The 15,824-nt window shown below is 64.3% G+C and carries 12 protein-coding genes; 3 read left to right on the top strand and 9 right to left on the bottom strand.

Annotation, left to right across the window (positions count from 1 at the left end; all coding sequences use genetic code 11):
- Window positions 1–39 precede the first annotated feature (39 nt).
- On the bottom strand, window positions 40–924 hold the full coding sequence (locus tag C2U30_RS07425; protein WP_103243543.1) for a LysR family transcriptional regulator: 885 nt from the start codon (window positions 922–924) through the stop codon (window positions 40–42).
- Between the two features lie 89 nt (window positions 925–1,013).
- Complete coding sequence (locus tag C2U30_RS07420; RefSeq protein WP_103243542.1) at window positions 1,014–1,769, bottom strand: YciK family oxidoreductase; 756 nt, start codon at window positions 1,767–1,769, stop codon at window positions 1,014–1,016.
- 224 nt (window positions 1,770–1,993) lie between these two features.
- On the opposite strand from C2U30_RS07420, the gene sohB reads away from it, so the two are divergent.
- The gene (sohB, locus tag C2U30_RS07415; protein WP_103243541.1) at window positions 1,994–3,001 is read left to right on the top strand and encodes a protease SohB; all 1,008 of its coding nucleotides are present in this window, start codon (window positions 1,994–1,996) and stop codon (window positions 2,999–3,001) included.
- Between the two features lie 230 nt (window positions 3,002–3,231).
- Here the strand turns inward: sohB and astB are convergent, their stop codons facing one another.
- Window positions 3,232–4,569, bottom strand: a complete 1,338-nt coding sequence (astB, locus tag C2U30_RS07410; RefSeq protein ID WP_039040522.1) for an N-succinylarginine dihydrolase — start codon at window positions 4,567–4,569, stop codon at window positions 3,232–3,234.
- A gap of 360 nt (window positions 4,570–4,929) precedes the next feature.
- Between astB and topA the strand changes: the two genes are divergently transcribed.
- On the top strand, window positions 4,930–7,551 hold the full coding sequence (topA, locus tag C2U30_RS07405) for a type I DNA topoisomerase (RefSeq protein WP_103243540.1): 2,622 nt from the start codon (window positions 4,930–4,932) through the stop codon (window positions 7,549–7,551).
- A gap of 115 nt (window positions 7,552–7,666) precedes the next feature.
- Window positions 7,667–7,837: a hypothetical protein gene (locus C2U30_RS22770; RefSeq protein WP_164882089.1), complete on the top strand. Its 171-nt coding sequence runs from the start codon at window positions 7,667–7,669 to the stop codon at window positions 7,835–7,837.
- An 83-nt stretch (window positions 7,838–7,920) separates the two neighbouring features.
- Here the strand turns inward: C2U30_RS22770 and C2U30_RS07400 are convergent, their stop codons facing one another.
- From C2U30_RS07400 to C2U30_RS07375, 6 genes are all read right to left on the bottom strand, one after another.
- On the bottom strand, window positions 7,921–8,271 hold the full coding sequence (locus C2U30_RS07400; RefSeq protein WP_048207207.1) for an MGMT family protein: 351 nt from the start codon (window positions 8,269–8,271) through the stop codon (window positions 7,921–7,923).
- 66 nt (window positions 8,272–8,337) lie between these two features.
- Entirely contained in the window at window positions 8,338–9,891 is a 1,554-nt protein-coding gene (locus C2U30_RS07395; RefSeq protein WP_103243539.1) for a methyl-accepting chemotaxis protein, read from the bottom strand.
- A 192-nt stretch (window positions 9,892–10,083) separates the two neighbouring features.
- Window positions 10,084–11,940 carry a beta-N-acetylhexosaminidase gene (locus tag C2U30_RS07390; RefSeq protein ID WP_103243538.1) on the bottom strand — a complete coding sequence of 619 codons (1,857 nt, stop codon included), beginning with the start codon at window positions 11,938–11,940 and terminating at the stop codon, window positions 10,084–10,086.
- 67 nt (window positions 11,941–12,007) lie between these two features.
- Window positions 12,008–12,880, bottom strand: coding sequence for a BadF/BadG/BcrA/BcrD ATPase family protein (locus C2U30_RS07385; RefSeq protein WP_103243537.1), 873 nt, complete (start codon window positions 12,878–12,880; stop codon window positions 12,008–12,010).
- 104 nt (window positions 12,881–12,984) lie between these two features.
- Window positions 12,985–14,712: a glycoside hydrolase family 9 protein gene (locus C2U30_RS07380; RefSeq protein ID WP_103243536.1), complete on the bottom strand. Its 1,728-nt coding sequence runs from the start codon at window positions 14,710–14,712 to the stop codon at window positions 12,985–12,987.
- 107 nt (window positions 14,713–14,819) lie between these two features.
- The gene (locus C2U30_RS07375; protein ID WP_039040529.1) at window positions 14,820–15,818 is read right to left on the bottom strand and encodes an ABC transporter ATP-binding protein; all 999 of its coding nucleotides are present in this window, start codon (window positions 15,816–15,818) and stop codon (window positions 14,820–14,822) included.
- Window positions 15,819–15,824 lie beyond the last annotated feature (6 nt).

The following is a 15,824-nucleotide window of genomic DNA, read 5'->3' as shown; positions in this document are numbered from 1 at the left end:
GCCGGCACCAGTGCCCGGTCGTGCGGGGAAGAAGCGGTCTTACCTGGGGTTGTCTCCCTGGTATTCGATGCGCAGGCAGCGCAGCAGCAGCTCTGCCGCCGGCCCCAGCGCCTCCACTGAGGGGGTGAGCAGGTAGGTGTAGAGATAGCGCTCGCTGCCGCCGGTGAGATCGAGCTGCACCAGCGAGCCCTCGGCGAGCTCCTCCTGCACCAGGTGGCGGGGCACCCAGGCGTAACCCATGCCAAGGCGCACCATGTTGAGCACCTCATGATAGTGGGTCGCCTTCCAGCCGGTGTCGTCCGCATCGTTCCAGTCCACCGAGCGGTGGATGGGGGGATGCAGGCTTATCTGGTTGTGGCTGGCCAGCACCTCGGCGGTGATGGGCTCTCCCTGCTCCGCAAGGGGGTGGCCCGCTGGGCACAGAGGAAGCAGACAGACTTCGTCCAGCGGCAGGCCGGTGCGATCCTGGGGCAGGTGCTCGGAGAGCATCAGATCTCCCGCCTGCAGCGCATTGAAGTGGCAGTGGATCCGCTCGTGCAGGTTGATGCGGCAACCGCGGCTGCGGGGGTAGAAGTGGGCCAGCGCCCGGTAGAGGCGCTCCCGCGGCTGCACCACGGACACATAGAGGTTGATCTGCGGCTCCCACTGCCGCTCCAGGTTGTTGGCCAGGTTCTCCAGCTCTTCCACCTGCTGGCTGAGCTGGCGCGCCCGCTTGAGGAAGATCTCCCCCGCCGGCGTCAGCACCGCCTTGCGTCCCCGCACCTCCAGCAGGGCCACCCCCAGACTCTGTTGCAGCTTGGCAACCGCATGATTGAGGGAGGATTGGCTCTTGTTCAGCGCCTCGGCAGCCTGGGCATAACCGCCGCAGTCCACCACCGCCTGAAAGATCCGCCATTGCTCAAACGTGCTCTTGGGACGAAACATAGTGCAACCTGTCTGGGGCCGATGGGATTCAACAGGGCGCGCCTTGGCACCCCCTCTTCACTGTAATCCCATCCGGTTGATTTGTTGATTTATTTGGGCTGGGCCACGAAGGTCTTGCCGCTCTGGCCCTGACTGTCACGCCCCATCAGGTAGAGATAGAGGGGCATCAGATCGGCCGGGGTCTTGAGGGTTTGCGGATCTTCCGCCGGGAAGGCGCTGGCCCGCATCCTGGTGCGGGTGCCGCCCGGGTTCAGGGTGTTGACCCGCACCCTGGTGTTCTCCAGCTCGTCCGCCAGCACCTCCATCATGCCTTCGACGGCGAACTTGGAAATGGCATAGGTGCCCCAGTAGGCGCGTCCTTTGCGGCCCACGCTGGAGGAGGTGTAGACGATGGACGCCTCGTCGTGCTCCTTGGCGGTCTTACGAATGAGGGGCAGCAGCGCCTGGGTCAGCAGGAATTCGGATTTGACGTTGACCTGCATCACCTCGTCCCACTCCTGCTCCTGAATGTGTTCGAACGGCGACAGGGTGCCGAGCAGCCCGGCGTTGAACAGCACGCCATCGAGGCGGCCGAACTGCTGGGCGAAGGTTTCCGCCATACCGCGGTAGTGGGCGGCAGTAGCCCCTTTCAAGTCCACTGGCACGATGGCGGGCAGGGGGTGACCGGCCGCTTCAATCTGGTCGTAGACCGCCTCCAGCTTGGCACTGGTACGCCCGAGCAGGATCACGGTGGCACCGTGGGCCGCATAGGTGAGGGCCGCTTCGCGGCCGATGCCGTCACCGGCACCCGTCACCAGAATGACCTTGTCCTTGAGCAGATCACGGGGGGCCTGATAGTCGAGCATGTGGACTCCTGTTAACAATGCCTGGCGGCTTGGCGCAACGAATCGAGTGGGCAAGTGTACTGATCCGGCCCGGCAGTTGACCAGTATGAGACGGCAAAAATGTGAATAAAACAGGGCGATAGCGTCGATCCCTCCGCCCTTGGCACGGAAGATGGCAGAGTTTTTGCGCGAGGGGGGCAAACTCCTTACTATGTGAAAAAACCGGACATAGCGCGGAGCATCAAGTGGCATTTTTGACCGAATACGGCCTGTTTCTGGCCAAGACCCTCACCTTCTTGCTGGCCATCGGCGCCGTCATCCTGATGGTGGCGAGCAGCCGCCAGCCCAAATCCCGCAAGGGGGAGCTGGTGGTGACCGATCTCTCCGGCGAGCTGGAGCAGGGGCGCCATCAACTGCAGGCAGCCCTGGCGGGCAAGGCCGAGCGCAAGCAGATGGAGAAGACCCGCAAGGCTGAGCACAAGGCCAAAGCCAAGGGGGAGGATGAGCGCAGCCGGCTGTTCGTCATCGACTTCAACGGCAGCATGGATGCCAAGGAGGTGGCCTCCCTGCGGGAAGAGGTGAGTGCCGTGATAGGCGTGGCCCGGCCCGGGGACGAGGTGCTGCTGCGCCTCGAATCCGGCGGCGGCGTGGTGCATGGCTACGGCCTGGCCGCCTCCCAGTTGCAGCGGCTGCGGGACAAGGACATCACGCTGACCGTGGCCATCGACAAGGTGGCGGCGAGCGGTGGCTACATGATGGCCTGCGTCGCGGACAAGATCCTGGCGGCGCCGTTCGCCATCGTCGGCTCCATCGGTGTCATTGCCCAGATGCCGAACTTCAACAAGCTGCTCAAGAAGCACGACATCGAATTCGAGATGCACACCGCAGGCCAGTACAAGCGCACCATCACCATGTTCGGCGAGAACGACGATCAGGGGCGGGAGAAGTTTCGCGAGGAGCTGGGGGCCATCCACGAACAGTTCAAGGCCTTCGTGGCCGAGCACAGACCCGGTCTCGACATCGACAAGGTGACCACCGGCGAGCATTGGCTGGCGAGCCAGGCCAAGCAGCTCGGACTGGTGGATGCGCTTTGCACCAGCGATGACTACCTGCTGGCCCAGGCCAGCCATCACAAGGTGGTCGGCATCCGCTACAGCAAACCCAGGAGCCTGACCCAGAAGCTTGGCAAGCAGGCGGCACTGGGGCTGGAGGGGGCCCTCGGCCGCCTGTGGCAGCAGAGCCCCTGGCGCTGAGAACCTGTTTCGAGCTTACTGCGAGGTCGTGATCAAGGCTCATGTGCTGCTCGGAATCCTCATGTGTATCTACACACTCCGGTTCCTGCGCTGCTCTTCACCTTGCTGACGATCTCTCGCTACAGCTCGTGAACAGGTTTTATAGCTCAGTGCAAAGGACTAAAAAGAGAGCCGGGCATTGCCCGGCTCTCTTTTTTTATTGCGTCGGCTCTGCAGGCCGATGGCGCACCTCAGCGTTGGAAGGGATAGACGGAACCCAGTTTCAGGATCTGGGTCAGCTCGTCCAGGGCGGTGCGGGTCTCCAGCACCAGGGACGGGTCGCGCAGATCGTCCAGCGCCAGGCTGTCGCGATAGTGCTTCTCGACCCACTGATCCAGGCGGGCAAACTGGCTGTCGGTGATGAGGCAGGCAGGGTTGACCGCGGCGAGTTCGGTGTCGTTCATGGCGACCCGCAGGCGCAGACAGGCGGGGCCGCCGCCGTTTCTCATGCTCTGCTTCACGTCCATGTAGTGGACGTCCTTGATGGGGGTGCCCAGGGTCACCAGCCTGGCCAGATAGGCGGACACCGCCGGGTTGTCGCGGCATTCGGTGGGGGCGATGATCGCCATCTCGCCGGATGGCAGGGTGAGGATCTGGGTGTTGAACAGGTAGGATTTCACCGCATCCTGCACCGACACTTCGCTGGTCGGCACTTCGATGAAGTGCAGTTCCCCGTCGCCGAACTTGGTACGCACCTCGGCCAGCGCCGCCTCGGTATGGAGGAACGCCTGCTGGTGGAAGAAGAGCACGTTCTGGTTGCCCACCGCGATGACGTCGTTGTGGAACACCCCCTGATCGATCACGTCCGGGTTCTGCTGGATAAAGACGGCGCTCTCATCCCCAAGGCCATGCAGGCGGGCGATGGCCTGGCTCGCTTCCAGGGTCTGGCGGGCCGGGTAGCGTTTGGGGGCGGGCTGGGAGACGTCGAAGGCGCTGCGGCCATAGACGAACAGCTCGACCCCCGCTTCGCCATAGGCGCGGCACAGCCGGGTGTGGTTGGCGGCGCCTTCATCACCGAAGTGGTCGTTCTCCGGCAGATGCTGGTGGTGATAGAAGTGGCGATCGTTGTTGAACACGGCCCGCAGGATGCGTCCGGTCACCTCGGGCTCCAGGGAGCGGTGGAACTTGTTGGTCAGGTTGGCGGGGGTGAAGTGGATGCGGCCATCCTGGGTGTCGGCGCTCGGGGAGACGGTGGCGGCGTTGGCGGTCCACATGCTGGAGGCGGAGTAGCAGGCGGCCAGCACGGCGGGGGCCTGTCTGGCCGCCTGGGCCAGGACGCTGGCATCGTTGCCGGTGAAGCCCAGGCGGCGCAGGGTCGCGAGATCCGGTCTCTCCTGGGGGGCCAGCACGCCCTGCACCATGCCGAGGTCGGTCAGCGCCTTCATCTTGCGCAGCCCCTGCTTGGCCGCTTCCTTGGGGTTGGAGGCCTCTTTGGCGTTGCTCTGGGAGGCGACGTTGCCATAGGAGAGGCCGGCATAGTTGTGGGTGGGGCCGACCAGGCCGTCGAAGTTGACCTCGAAGTGCTTCATGATCACATCCTTTCGATTTTTATATGGGGAGCGGTTCCTTCCGCGCACAAAGCTGCGGTGTGCGGCCATTATAAAGAGATTTCATCCTTTGTAACAAGCTGATAACCAGAGTGGGTTTTTATGTCACAAGGGTGGCTGGATATGTCATTTCCAATCTAAAAAAGGGGGGGATATAGCATAAAAACAAAAAAGCGGTTGCTTCCCGCGCCCCAGCTTCGCATTAATAAATAAAGAAGCAGGGCGGTTCGGGCTGTCGGGCAAATTGACCCGCAAGATTGCTTTTTCCCGTCAAATCTCTTATACAGCCCCACAAAACCGCACGCCAACCCCGTCGGGTGCAATGAGGATAATAGTTACAGCATGGGCAAATCACTGGTCATCGTGGAGTCTCCGGCCAAGGCCAAGACCATCAACAAATATTTGGGCAAGGACTACGTGGTGAAATCCAGCGTAGGCCACGTGCGCGATCTGCCGACCAGCGGCAGCGCCAGCACCGAGCCCAAAAAACCTGTCATTCGCGGCATCAAGCTCAGCGAATCCGAGAAGGCGGCCAAGGATCGCAACGCCCTGTTCTCAAGGATGGGCATCAACCCGACCGCAGGCTGGCAGGCCAACTACCAGATTTTGCCCGGCAAGGAAAAAGTGGTCAGCGAGTTGCAAAGTCTGGCCGCCAAGGCCGACACCATCTATCTCGCAACCGACTTGGATAGAGAGGGGGAAGCGATCGCCTGGCACCTGCGCGAGATCATCGGTGGCGACGACAGCCGCTACAAGCGCGTGGTGTTCAACGAGATCACCAAGAGTGCCATCCAGGAGGCGTTCGCCCAGCCGTCCGAGCTGAACATTCATCGCGTCAACGCCCAGCAGGCCCGTCGTTTCCTCGACCGGGTGGTGGGCTACATGGTCTCCCCGCTCTTGTGGAAGAAGCTGGCCCGCGGTCTCTCCGCTGGTCGAGTGCAGTCCGTTGCGGTGCGTCTCATCGTCGATAAAGAGCGCGAAATCAAGGCGTTCGTACCGGTCGAGTTCTGGGATCTCAATGCCGACCTGCTCACCGCCGACAAGAGCGATCTGCGGATGGAAGTGGTCAGCCGCAATGGTGCCGACTTCAAGCCGGTGACCCAGGCCGAGACCTTCGCCGCTGTTGCAGCCCTGGAAGGGGTCGACTACAAGGTCGTTAACCGGGAAGACAAGCCGACCGGCTCCAAGCCGTCCGCGCCGTTTATCACCTCCACCCTGCAGCAGGCAGCCTCTACCCGTCTGAGCTTCGGGGTCAAGAAAACCATGATGATGGCTCAGCGTCTCTATGAAGCGGGTTACATCACCTATATGCGTACCGACTCCACCAACCTCAGCAAAGAGGCGGTTGAGGCGGTGCGTGAATATATCGGCGAGCAGTATGGCGCGGCCTATCTGCCGAGCGAGCCGAACCTCTACGGCGCCAAGGCCAATGCCCAGGAAGCGCACGAGGCGATCCGCCCCTCCAGCGTCCAGGTGACTGCCGAGATGCTGGAAGGGATGGAGCCGGATGCCATGCGTCTGTACGACCTCATCTGGCGTCAGTTCGTTGCTTGCCAGATGACCCCGGCTCAGTACGACTCCTCCACCCTGACCGTCAAGGCGGGTGAGTTCGAGCTCAAGGCCCGTGGTCGTACCCTGCGCTTCGCCGGTTGGACCAAGGCTCTGCCGCCGATGGGTCGCAAGGGCGAAGACAGCCAGCTGCCGGCGGTGACCGTGGGTGAGGTGCTGAAACTGGTCAAGCTGGATCCGCGCCAGCACTTCACCAAGCCGCCTGCTCGTTTCACTGAAGCAGCGCTGGTGCGTGAGCTGGAAAAACGCGGCATCGGCCGTCCGTCAACCTACGCTTCCATCATCTCCACTATCGTCGACCGTGGGTATGTGCGGGTCGAGAGCCGCCGCTTCTTCGCCGAGAAGATGGGGGAAATCGTCACCGACCGCCTGGTGGAGAACTTCGTCGAGCTGATGAACTACGAGTTCACCGCCAAGATGGAAGACAAGCTCGACGGCATCGCCGAGGGGAGCCTGGAGTGGAAGAAGGTGCTCGACGCCTTCTACGCCGAGTTCACCCAGGAGCTGGAGCAGGCCGACAAGCCCCATGAAGAGGGAGGCATGCGTGCCAACCAGATGGTGCTGACCGACATCGACTGCCCGGATTGTGGCCGCAAGATGGGTATCCGTACCGCCACCACCGGCGTCTTCCTCGGCTGCTCCGGCTATGCCCTGCCGCCCAAGGAGCGCTGCAAGAAGACCATCAACCTGGTCAGTGCGGACGAGTTCGTCTCCGCCACTGACGGGGACGAGGCGGAAACCGATGCCCTGCGTGCCAAGCATCGCTGCGGGATCTGCGGCACCGCCATGGACGCCTACATCATCGACGACAGCCGCAAGCTGCACGTCTGCGGTCGCAACCCGGATTGCGATGGCTACGAGGTGGAGCAGGGGCAGTTCAAGCTCAAGGGCTACGAAGGGCCGAGCATCGAGTGCGATCGCTGCGGCTCCGAGATGCAGCTCAAGAACGGCCGTTTCGGCAAATACATGGGTTGCACCAACGAGAGCTGCAAGAACACCCGCAAGATCCTGAAAAATGGCGACATTGCGCCGCCGAAAGAGGATCCGGTACCCCTGCCCGAGCTGAAATGCACCCAGTCCGACGCCCACTTCGTGCTGCGGGACGGCGCCGCCGGCCTCTTCCTGGCCGCCAGCAACTTCCCCAAATCCCGCGAGACCCGTGCGCCCCTGGTGGAGGAGCTCAAGCGCTTCCGCGATCGCCTCTCCCCCAAGCACCAGTACCTGGCGGACGCCCCGGCGTCAGATCCTGACGGAAACGCCTCCGTGGTGCGCTTCAGCCGCAAGACCAAGGAGCAGTACGTGATGACCGAGGTCAACGGCAAGGCGACCGGCTGGACAGCCCATTACGACAACGGAAAATGGCAGGAGAGCCTGCCCAAGGCGAAGAAAGCCTGATGGCGACGCCGCTCACAGCATGATGAAAGAGGCCCCTTGCGAGGGGCTTCTTTGTTGGTGGATGGCGATATACTGGAATGGCTGCATGGATGGCAGCGCAAGACAGGGAGTTGTCATGGAGATACATGAAATACGGCCGGGCATGACCTGCCTGACCCGTGAAGGGACAGCCTATGTGCTGGAGGTGGACAGACAGAGTCTGCTGGTGCTCTTGCAACGGGAGGATGAGACCATCCCGGTACAGGTGCGCAGCGATGACATTCTGGGACCCATTGCCAGCGACTAGGGAAGAGAACGTGACGGAGGGCGATCACAGAGGCCCTCCCTTTGTTGCAAGAGCCCCCATCCCTTCGGGACGTGCCAGCCTCGTCAGAAGGGAACCAGAAAGAGCAGTTCGGCCAGGTCGGGCTGCCACTGCCACTCCCGCATCCTGACCCGCCCGCCAATCACGGGCACCCCCTCCTCCTGCAGCAGCCCCGCTTGCCTGTCAAAGCCTGCAGATCCTTTTGGCAGCGAAATGGTGCCTGCCGCCCCCAGCACCCGGTGCCAGGGCAGCACCTTGTCGGTCTCCCGCAAGACTTTTCCCACCAGTCGTGCCCGTCCGGGCAGGCCCGCGAGGTCCGCCACCTGGCCGTAGCTCACCACGCGGCCGGGGGGGATCAGGGCGAGGATCGCCTCGATGCGGGCCGTCTTGTCCAGAGGGGGCGCGTTCGTTCTCATGATGATGGCTCGTCAAAAACAGCAGAAGCGCCATTGTGGCGCTTCTGTCATGGGGCTTGCAATCTGTCAGCCGAAGGTCTGGCTCAGTCCCCTGAGCTCGCGGGCCCGCCTGAGCAGCTCCTGGCTGGAGTCGTCCACCGCCTGGATCTTCTGGCTGTTGGCGCGGGAGTATTCGGAGATCTGGTGGATGTTGCGGCTGATCTCCTCCACCACCACCTGCTGCTGCTCCGCGGCGGCGGCGATCTGGGTGGAGAATTCGGTCACCTGATCGATTTCCCCCAGCACCAGGTGCAGGTTGCCTGATCCCTGGCGGGTCATCTCGACACATTCCCGGGTCTGGGCCAGGTTGTCCTGCATCATGCCCTGCCAGCGCTCCAGGGTGTGCTGGATCTGGCTGATGCTGCCCTGGATCTGCTCGGTCGCCTTGTGGGTACGGGTCGACAGGGTGCGCACCTCGTCCGCCACCACCGCAAAGCCGCGCCCTTGCTCGCCGGCACGGGCGGCCTCGATGGCGGCGTTGAGGGCCAGCAGGTTGGTCTGCTCGGCGATGCCCTGGATTTCACCCATCACGCTGCCAATGCGCTCCGACTCGCTGGCGAGCTCCACCGCGGAGTGGAAGGCCTGCTCCGCCTGGCTGGCCAGCCTGGTCATCTGCTGCTGGGTCTGGTCCAGCTGTTCCACCGTGCTCTGGCAACTGCTGCGCGCCTCGGTCACCTGGCCGTTGGTGTCCTGGATGTTGCGGGCAATCTCGTGGGCGGTGCTGGCCATCTGGGTCATGGCGGCTGCCATCTGCTGGGTCTGGGCATCCTGCTCGTTGATGTCGAGGAAGGCGCGGTGTGAGGAGTCCTGCAGATCGGTTGCCAGGGCCTGAAGCGGATGGGTGGCATCGTCGACCCGCCCCAGCACGGTGCGGATCCGGGCCTGCAGCATCTTCAGGTGAAAATCGGCGATGGCACCCGGTGCATCCCCCGAATAGACCAGCCGGGTCAGGCTGTCATATTGTTGACCGAGCTGCCTGAGATAGCGGGGCAAGGCGATGAGCTCGCGCCAGTAGGCGCCCGCAATGACGAGGGGGGGAAGCAGCATCAGCAGCGCGGTGAGGGGGCCCTGGGTGAGGGCGGCCCAGACCAGCAGCGCCAGCAGCGGCAGGCCGAGCATCAGCGGCCTGAAACGGCGCAGCGAGGGGCGGGCCGGGGTGCCCCGTTGCTCGGCCGAAAGCAGGGCCCGATAGGCCTGGGCGGCAGCCTGCTTGAGCTGGGGGTCGGGCTTGCAGCGCACCGACTGGTAGCCGCTTATCTTGCCGTGCTCGTAGATGGGGGTGACGTAGGCGTCGACCCAGTAATAGCGGCCATCCTTGCAGCGGTTTTTCACCACCCCCCGCCATGGGTTGCCCTCCTTGAGGCGATCCCAGAGGTCGGCGAAGGCGGCTTTGGGCATGTCGGGGTGGCGAACCAGGTTGTGGTTGTGGCCGACCAGTTCATCGACCTGGTAACCGGCGATGCGGCAGAAGGCGGGGTTGGCGTAGGTAATGACGCCGCGCAGATCCGTGGTGGAAACGAGTTGCACGTCGGCGGGAAATTCCACTTCACTGTCCACGACCTGGGCGTGTTTGCGGGCCATAAGGGTAAGCTCCGATCTGTTTGCTGATTGTTATTGTGGCGGAACCGCAGGGAGGTGCATCCCCTGTCTGGTTTCATCGGGGGCCTTATTTTGCCAACAAAGGCAGATGAAAAGTAGGGGCTAGGTTGGGTTTTTGTTGTCGATGGGTAAAAAAACGGCGACCAAAAGGTCGCCGAAAAGAAAAAGATAACACTACCTCTGTGGCACCCGGTAACGCACTTGCAACTGGTCGAGGATGTGCAGCTGGCCGGGCAGACGGGCGACGAAGTGCTCCCACACCTTGCGGGCGGGAGTGCTCCAGGCCACCTCTGCCGTGGCCAGCATGCGCGGGAACAACATGTAGTCGAGACGATCGCGAGAGGTGATCAGTTCCGACCACAAGGGGCTCAGCACCCCCAGGATGTTATCGTTGGCATGGAAATCGGCCGGGGCAGGATCGCATGCATGCACCTGCGCCAGGTTGAGGGTACCCGCCCAGTAGAGTCCCGGCTCGTGGATGTCCTGACTCCAGGCGAGATCCAGATAGAGGTGCTGGGCAGGCGCCATCACCACGGGGTAACCGGATGCGGCGGCATCCAGGCCGGCCTGGAAGCTGGTCCAGGCGAAGACGGTGGCCTCCCGGCTCACCTTGTCACCGTGAAGTATCTCCTCCCACCCCAGCATCTGCTTGCCCTTGCCAGCCAGGTAGTGCTGGCAGTGGCGCAGCAGGTGGCCCTGCAGCTCGCGGCAATCCTGATACCCTTGCTCGGCCATCAGTTGCTGGCAGGCGGGACTGTCGGTCCAGACGCCGGTGGGCACTTCGTCCCCCCCCATGTGAACCTGACTCCCGGGGAAGAGATCGCACACCTCGTCCATCACGGCGTCCAGGAACCGGTAGGTGCCGGGCAGGGCCGGGTTAAGCACGTTGTCGTCGAAATATTGCACCGAGAGGTAGCGGGAGCGGTCTGCCTCTTCCACCAGCAGCTCGGGCAGCGCCTTGATGGAGGCGTGACAGTGCCCCGGGATGTCTATTTCCGGAATGATGGTGATGCCAAGCCCGGCGGCGTAGGCGACCAGCTCGCGCACCTCGCTCTGGGTGTAGTAACCGCCATAAGGGTCGGGGCCGCCGCTCAGCTGGGGCCCCACCGCTAGGCCATGGCCGCGCCAGGCTCCCACGGCGGTCAGCTGGGGGAAGGCCTTGATCTCCAGGCGCCACCCCTCGTCATCGGTCAGGTGCCAGTGGAAGCGGTTGAACTTGTAGAGGCTCATCTGCTTGAGCAGGCGCTTGAGGGTGGCGATGGAGTGGAAGTGGCGGGCACAGTCGAGGAAGATGCCGCGAAAACCGAAGCGAGGTGCATCCCGCACCGTCAGGCAGGGCAGGCTCTCTCCGTGTTGCAGCGCCCACTGGGCCAGGCTCACCAGCCCGTGGCGCCAGCCCGCCTCGCCGGCGGCCCGGATGACGATCTCCTCAGGGGTGATGGTGAGCTCATACCCCTCGGGGGGAAGTGTCGCCTCGACGAGGTGGATCTCCGCATCGTGATCCTGGGTCAGGGCCAGGCCTGTCAGCTCGTTGAAATGGGCGAGCAGGGAGGCGAGGGGAACGGGGCCGTCGACGTGGGCCCGCTCGGCCAGCCGGAAGTTGCCTTCTGTATAAATCAGGTGGGCGGGCTGGGGCACGAGGCCGTTGACGGCCTCCACCTGTGGCAGGTCGGGTCCCGGGGAGGGCGGGTTGGTCAGGCCAAGGTCTTCCCCCTCCAGCACCAGGGGTTGCAGCTGTCCCTTGCTCTCCAGGCTCAGGAAGAAACCCTTGGGCATATCGGAGTCATGCTTGAGCGGGGTGTTGCGACAACAGAAGCGCAGCTCGCTCACCCCCTCATGGGGCACCATGACCTTGTAACTGCCGCTCTGGCGCTCCAGGGAGCCCCCTTCGATCGAGTGGGGATCGATCTGGCGGGCGAGGCAGAAGTGGAGTTTCCAGGGGGCTGCTGGCAGTTGGCTCAGGGTGAAGCGAAACCAGACATCGTCACCGTCACGGTGATCGACCCGGGTGTGGATCAGGGGTGCGGACATGGGAATTCCTCTGATGGGGTGAAGGAAACGGGAGCCTGTCCCGTAGGTGTTGTCGGCCCGGCAAGGCTCAGGGATGCAGACATGGCAGCGCCTCCGTCCTGGCAAACAGGATGGCCCCCTCCAGCGCGTCGCGCTTGGGGGCGACCAGATGGAAGTGGCCCAGACGGGGGGCGAGGCGCGTGCCGATGCCGCCCAGCAGGGCGGTCCGGTCTGCCCCGAGCTGGGTCATGCCCTCCAGCAGCATGCCGAGCTGGGCACAGGTCTCATCCAGCAGGGCGGTGGCGAGATCGTCCCCGTCGCTCGCGGCATCGAACACCCAGGGGGCGAAGCGGCCATAGTCGGCCGGGATGGCGCGCGCAGCCCAGCGCACCACCTCGGCCTGATCCCGCTTGAAGTGATCCATCAGGTGCACCGCCAGGGTGCTGGGGGGCAGGATGCCGTCGTGGCAGAGCAGGGACTGCTGGATGGCGCGCAGCCCGAGCCAGGCGCCGCTGCCGAGATCCGAGACGGGGAATCCGCGACCCGAGCAGGTGCGAAGGCGTCCCTCCCGGTAGATGAGCCCCGCCGAGCCGGTGCCCGCGATCAGGATGGCCCCCTCCTGGCCGTCGAAGGCGCCGAGGCAGGCACCAAAGGCATCGGAGGTGAGCTTCACCCGCGCAAACGGGAAAGGCATGGTCAGCATGGCGTGGTAGCAGTCGGCGAGCTCGGCGGAGGCGAGTGCGAGCCCGACTCCCATCCGCTGTTCGCTCTCCCTGGGCAGACCCGCGTCGATGCGGGCCTGATCGATGGCAGCCAGTACATGGCCGTGGGCGAGGGCGATGCCCAGCTCCAGATTGGAGCCGGCGGCGCGCCCCTCGCCGAGCAGCTTGCCTGCGTTGTTGCGAATGCGGGCCCGGGTGTGGGTGCCGCCGCCATCCACCCCGACCCAGAACTCAATCATGGGAGCCTCCCTGCGCGCTTTGCCAGGTGATGGCCAGGGTAAACCTGGCTGGCGGTATGGAGGATCCAGGGCTCTCCCCGGTGCCAGTGATGTGTGAACCGCTCTCAATCATGGTGGCCTCCTTGTGCGCTCTGCCAGGTGATGGCCAGGGCGAACCAGGCGGCGTGCGGGATCCATTGCTCCCCCCAGCGCCAGTTCTGATCCAGCCGATCCTTGTACGCCTCTGGAATAAAGGCCACGTCATTTTCGTCATCGAAGCCTGCGGTGATGCCGTTGCAGATCCCCCCCTGCGCATTGGGGTAGCCGGCGGTGTATTCCGGGTTGTTGATGCCCTGACCCGCCAGCATGCAGGCGTTGAAGGGGTTTCTCCCCAGGATCCAGTCGAGCTGCTGCTGGCCGAAGGTGCGCAGCAGTGCGCTCTGCCCGGGCAGGTGCTGTGCGGCAGCAAATGCCATGGTGGCGAGTGATGCCAGCCGGGCGTTCTCCCCCTGCCACCAGTAACCGGATTCGTTGTGGTGGGGCATGAAAAAGCTCACCCGGGGCGCCTCATCGACCCCTTTCACATACTGGCGGGCGAGGGCGAAGGGATTGCCTGCCCGGGCCGCGAGGGCCAGCTCGGCCGCCAGGGCCTGCTCGGCGACGGTCCGGGCCGCCCACTGGCGCGCCGGATCCGGCTCGATGGCGAGATACTCCAGCAGCGCCAGCACCGGCAGGCCCGCCTCGGCGGCGTGGTAGTAGGGGCGAGAGCCATCGTCGTTGGCGGCCCAATGGTGGCCGAGATCGGGGTGGGCGCGCTGGCGGGCGCACAGCCGGCCGGCCCGATCCCGTGCCTCGGCGAGCCACTCGGCGCCCAGCGTTCTTGTGAGCTCGACCGCCGCCAGCAGGGCGCAATAGTCGTCGATGATGTTCTCGACCCCGTCGTCCAGGTAGGCGAGGTTGTGCTCGCGCAGGTGCAGGTAGCCGCGTCTGGCCGCGTCGGCGTACTGGCTTGTGTCAAGGTCGCCGCCACTCGGTTCCCGGGCGGCGCGGGCCAGGGCGGCGATGGCCATGCCACCCCCCTGGCGAAAGCCCGCCTGCCAGTGGGCGGACTTGATCCCCTGCTGGGTCGAATAGGCGCACAGCTCCCGCTGCTCGGGATCCTTGCTCCACTTGTCGAACAGGGTCATGTAGAAGAAGCCGCTCTCGTCCTGCATCCGGCAGAGAAAATCTGCCCCGTGCAGCCCCTCGTCATTGAGCCGTTTGCACAGGTTCATCCCGTCGATGTCGTGACGTGTCGCCAGGAGTTCTCGGCACTTGAGCAGGGACCAGACCACCATGGGGGTCTGCTGGGGATTGAGGTAGTTGGCGTAGGAGAGGTGACTCAGGTACTTGCTCATGTCGCCGCTGGCGTCGAACCAGCCGCCATGTACGTCCCGGTGCTGATCGGTGCCAAACAAGCGTGCCCTGCGGTCCGCCCGGTCGAAGGTGCCGCTGGCGCGTTGTCCCTTGAAGTAGTGGATGACATCGGAGAGGCAGCGGCGCGCCAGCAGCCCCCGGCCGATGGCAAAGGGGGGGGAGCGCACCAGGCGCTCCTGCGCTCCCGTGGTCACGACGGCCTCCAGCCGGTAGTGGCCGGGCTCGGTGAAGGCGGAGAAATCGGCCCGCCAGTAGTGGCGCCCCTGCCAGCCGGGGACGCATCCCGCCGCCACCAGCGGCGTCTCCAGCAGGAGGTGGTCGTCCTGCTGGCGCAGCAACCTGACGTGGCCGCGGATATCGAGGTCGGCGCCGCACTGCAGCAGGGCGCTCTTCTCCCCGTCACATTCGTAACCCACCTGGTTGATCAAAAGTTCCATCAAGGTCTTACTCCGAAGGCTCGCCCCTGGCGGGCGAGGCTCATTGCGGGGCCTTGCGGCCCCGACGCGAGGCATGGCCAGGCGACGGCGCCCGGCCGCGGGCCTGCTTACCCCTGTTCGTGGAGGTAGCAGCGCACGAAGTGGTTGTCGGCGAGCCGGGTCACCGGGGGCAGGCTCTCCTTGCAGCGGGGCATGGCCTGATGGCAGCGCCCGGCAAAGGGACAGCCACGGGATTCCGGGGTCCAGAGCGGGATTTCCCCCTTGCGGCCTCCCTCCAGCTCGGCGTGGATGCTCTTCTCGGGGTCGGGCACCGCCGAGATGAGCAACTGGGTGTAGGGGTGCTGGGGGTGGTGCAGGATCTCGTCCACCTCTCCCCACTCCACCATGTGACCCACGTACATCACCGCCAGATCTTCCGCCACGTAGCGGGCGGTGGCGATGTCGTGGGTGATGTAGAGCATGGAGACGCCGAGCTCGTTCTTCATCTGCTCCATCAGGTTGAGGATGCCGATGCGAATGGAGACGTCGAGCATGGAGGTGGGTTCGTCCGCCAGCACCACTTCCGCCTCCACCGCCAGGTTGCGGGCGATGTTGACCCGCTGGCGCTGGCCGCCGGAGAGCTGGTGCGGGTACTTGGCCGCGGTCGCCTTGGCGGGGGTCAGCCCCACCTTTTCAAGGAGGCCATAGACCATGTCGGGCAGATCCCGCTTGTCGCTCACCTTGCTGTGCAGCAGCAGGGGGCGGGCGATGTGGTGGTAGATGGTGTGGGTCGGATTCAATGAACCGAACGGATCCTGCCACACCATCTGCACGCTCTGGCGATAGTCCAGCAGGGCGGTGCCCTTGTTGAACTCCTCGAGGTCGCGGCCACGGTAGAGGATGCGGCCGTTGGAGAGCTTGTACATCTTGGCGATGATCTTGGCGATGGTGCTCTTGCCGGAGCCGGATTCCCCCACCACTGCCAGGGCGCGCCCCCGGTGCAGGTTGAAGGTGATGTCGGACAGTGCCCGCATCTTGCCGCTCTTGATGGCGTTGGAGTTGACGGCGAAGTCCTTGTAGAGGTGCTGGACCTCAATGATGGGCGCGTCGGTTTGGGCGATTTGCATGACAGA

Origin of the sequence: Aeromonas sp. ASNIH5, assembly GCF_002902865.1 — a bacterium.
GTDB classification, from domain to species: domain Bacteria; phylum Pseudomonadota; class Gammaproteobacteria; order Enterobacterales; family Aeromonadaceae; genus Aeromonas; species Aeromonas caviae.
Note: the sequence above shows the minus strand (reverse complement) of the source record. Positions and strands in the feature narration are given on the sequence as shown.

Coding starts and splice junctions, on each gene's coding strand:
- C2U30_RS07425 (WP_103243543.1), bottom strand. CDS start 924: ATGTTTCGTCCCAAGAGCACGTTTGAGCAATGGCGGATCTTTCAGGCG.
- C2U30_RS07420 (WP_103243542.1), bottom strand. CDS start 1,769: ATGCTCGACTATCAGGCCCCCCGTGATCTGCTCAAGGACAAGGTCATT.
- astB (WP_039040522.1), bottom strand. CDS start 4,569: ATGAAGCACTTCGAGGTCAACTTCGACGGCCTGGTCGGCCCCACCCAC.
- topA (WP_103243540.1), top strand. CDS start 4,930: ATGGGCAAATCACTGGTCATCGTGGAGTCTCCGGCCAAGGCCAAGACC.
- C2U30_RS22770 (WP_164882089.1), top strand. CDS start 7,667: ATGGAGATACATGAAATACGGCCGGGCATGACCTGCCTGACCCGTGAA.
- C2U30_RS07400 (WP_048207207.1), bottom strand. CDS start 8,271: ATGAGAACGAACGCGCCCCCTCTGGACAAGACGGCCCGCATCGAGGCG.
- C2U30_RS07395 (WP_103243539.1), bottom strand. CDS start 9,891: ATGGCCCGCAAACACGCCCAGGTCGTGGACAGTGAAGTGGAATTTCCC.
- C2U30_RS07390 (WP_103243538.1), bottom strand. CDS start 11,940: ATGTCCGCACCCCTGATCCACACCCGGGTCGATCACCGTGACGGTGAC.
- C2U30_RS07385 (WP_103243537.1), bottom strand. CDS start 12,880: ATGATTGAGTTCTGGGTCGGGGTGGATGGCGGCGGCACCCACACCCGG.
- C2U30_RS07380 (WP_103243536.1), bottom strand. CDS start 14,712: ATGGAACTTTTGATCAACCAGGTGGGTTACGAATGTGACGGGGAGAAG.
- C2U30_RS07375 (WP_039040529.1), bottom strand. CDS start 15,818: ATGCAAATCGCCCAAACCGACGCGCCCATCATTGAGGTCCAGCACCTC.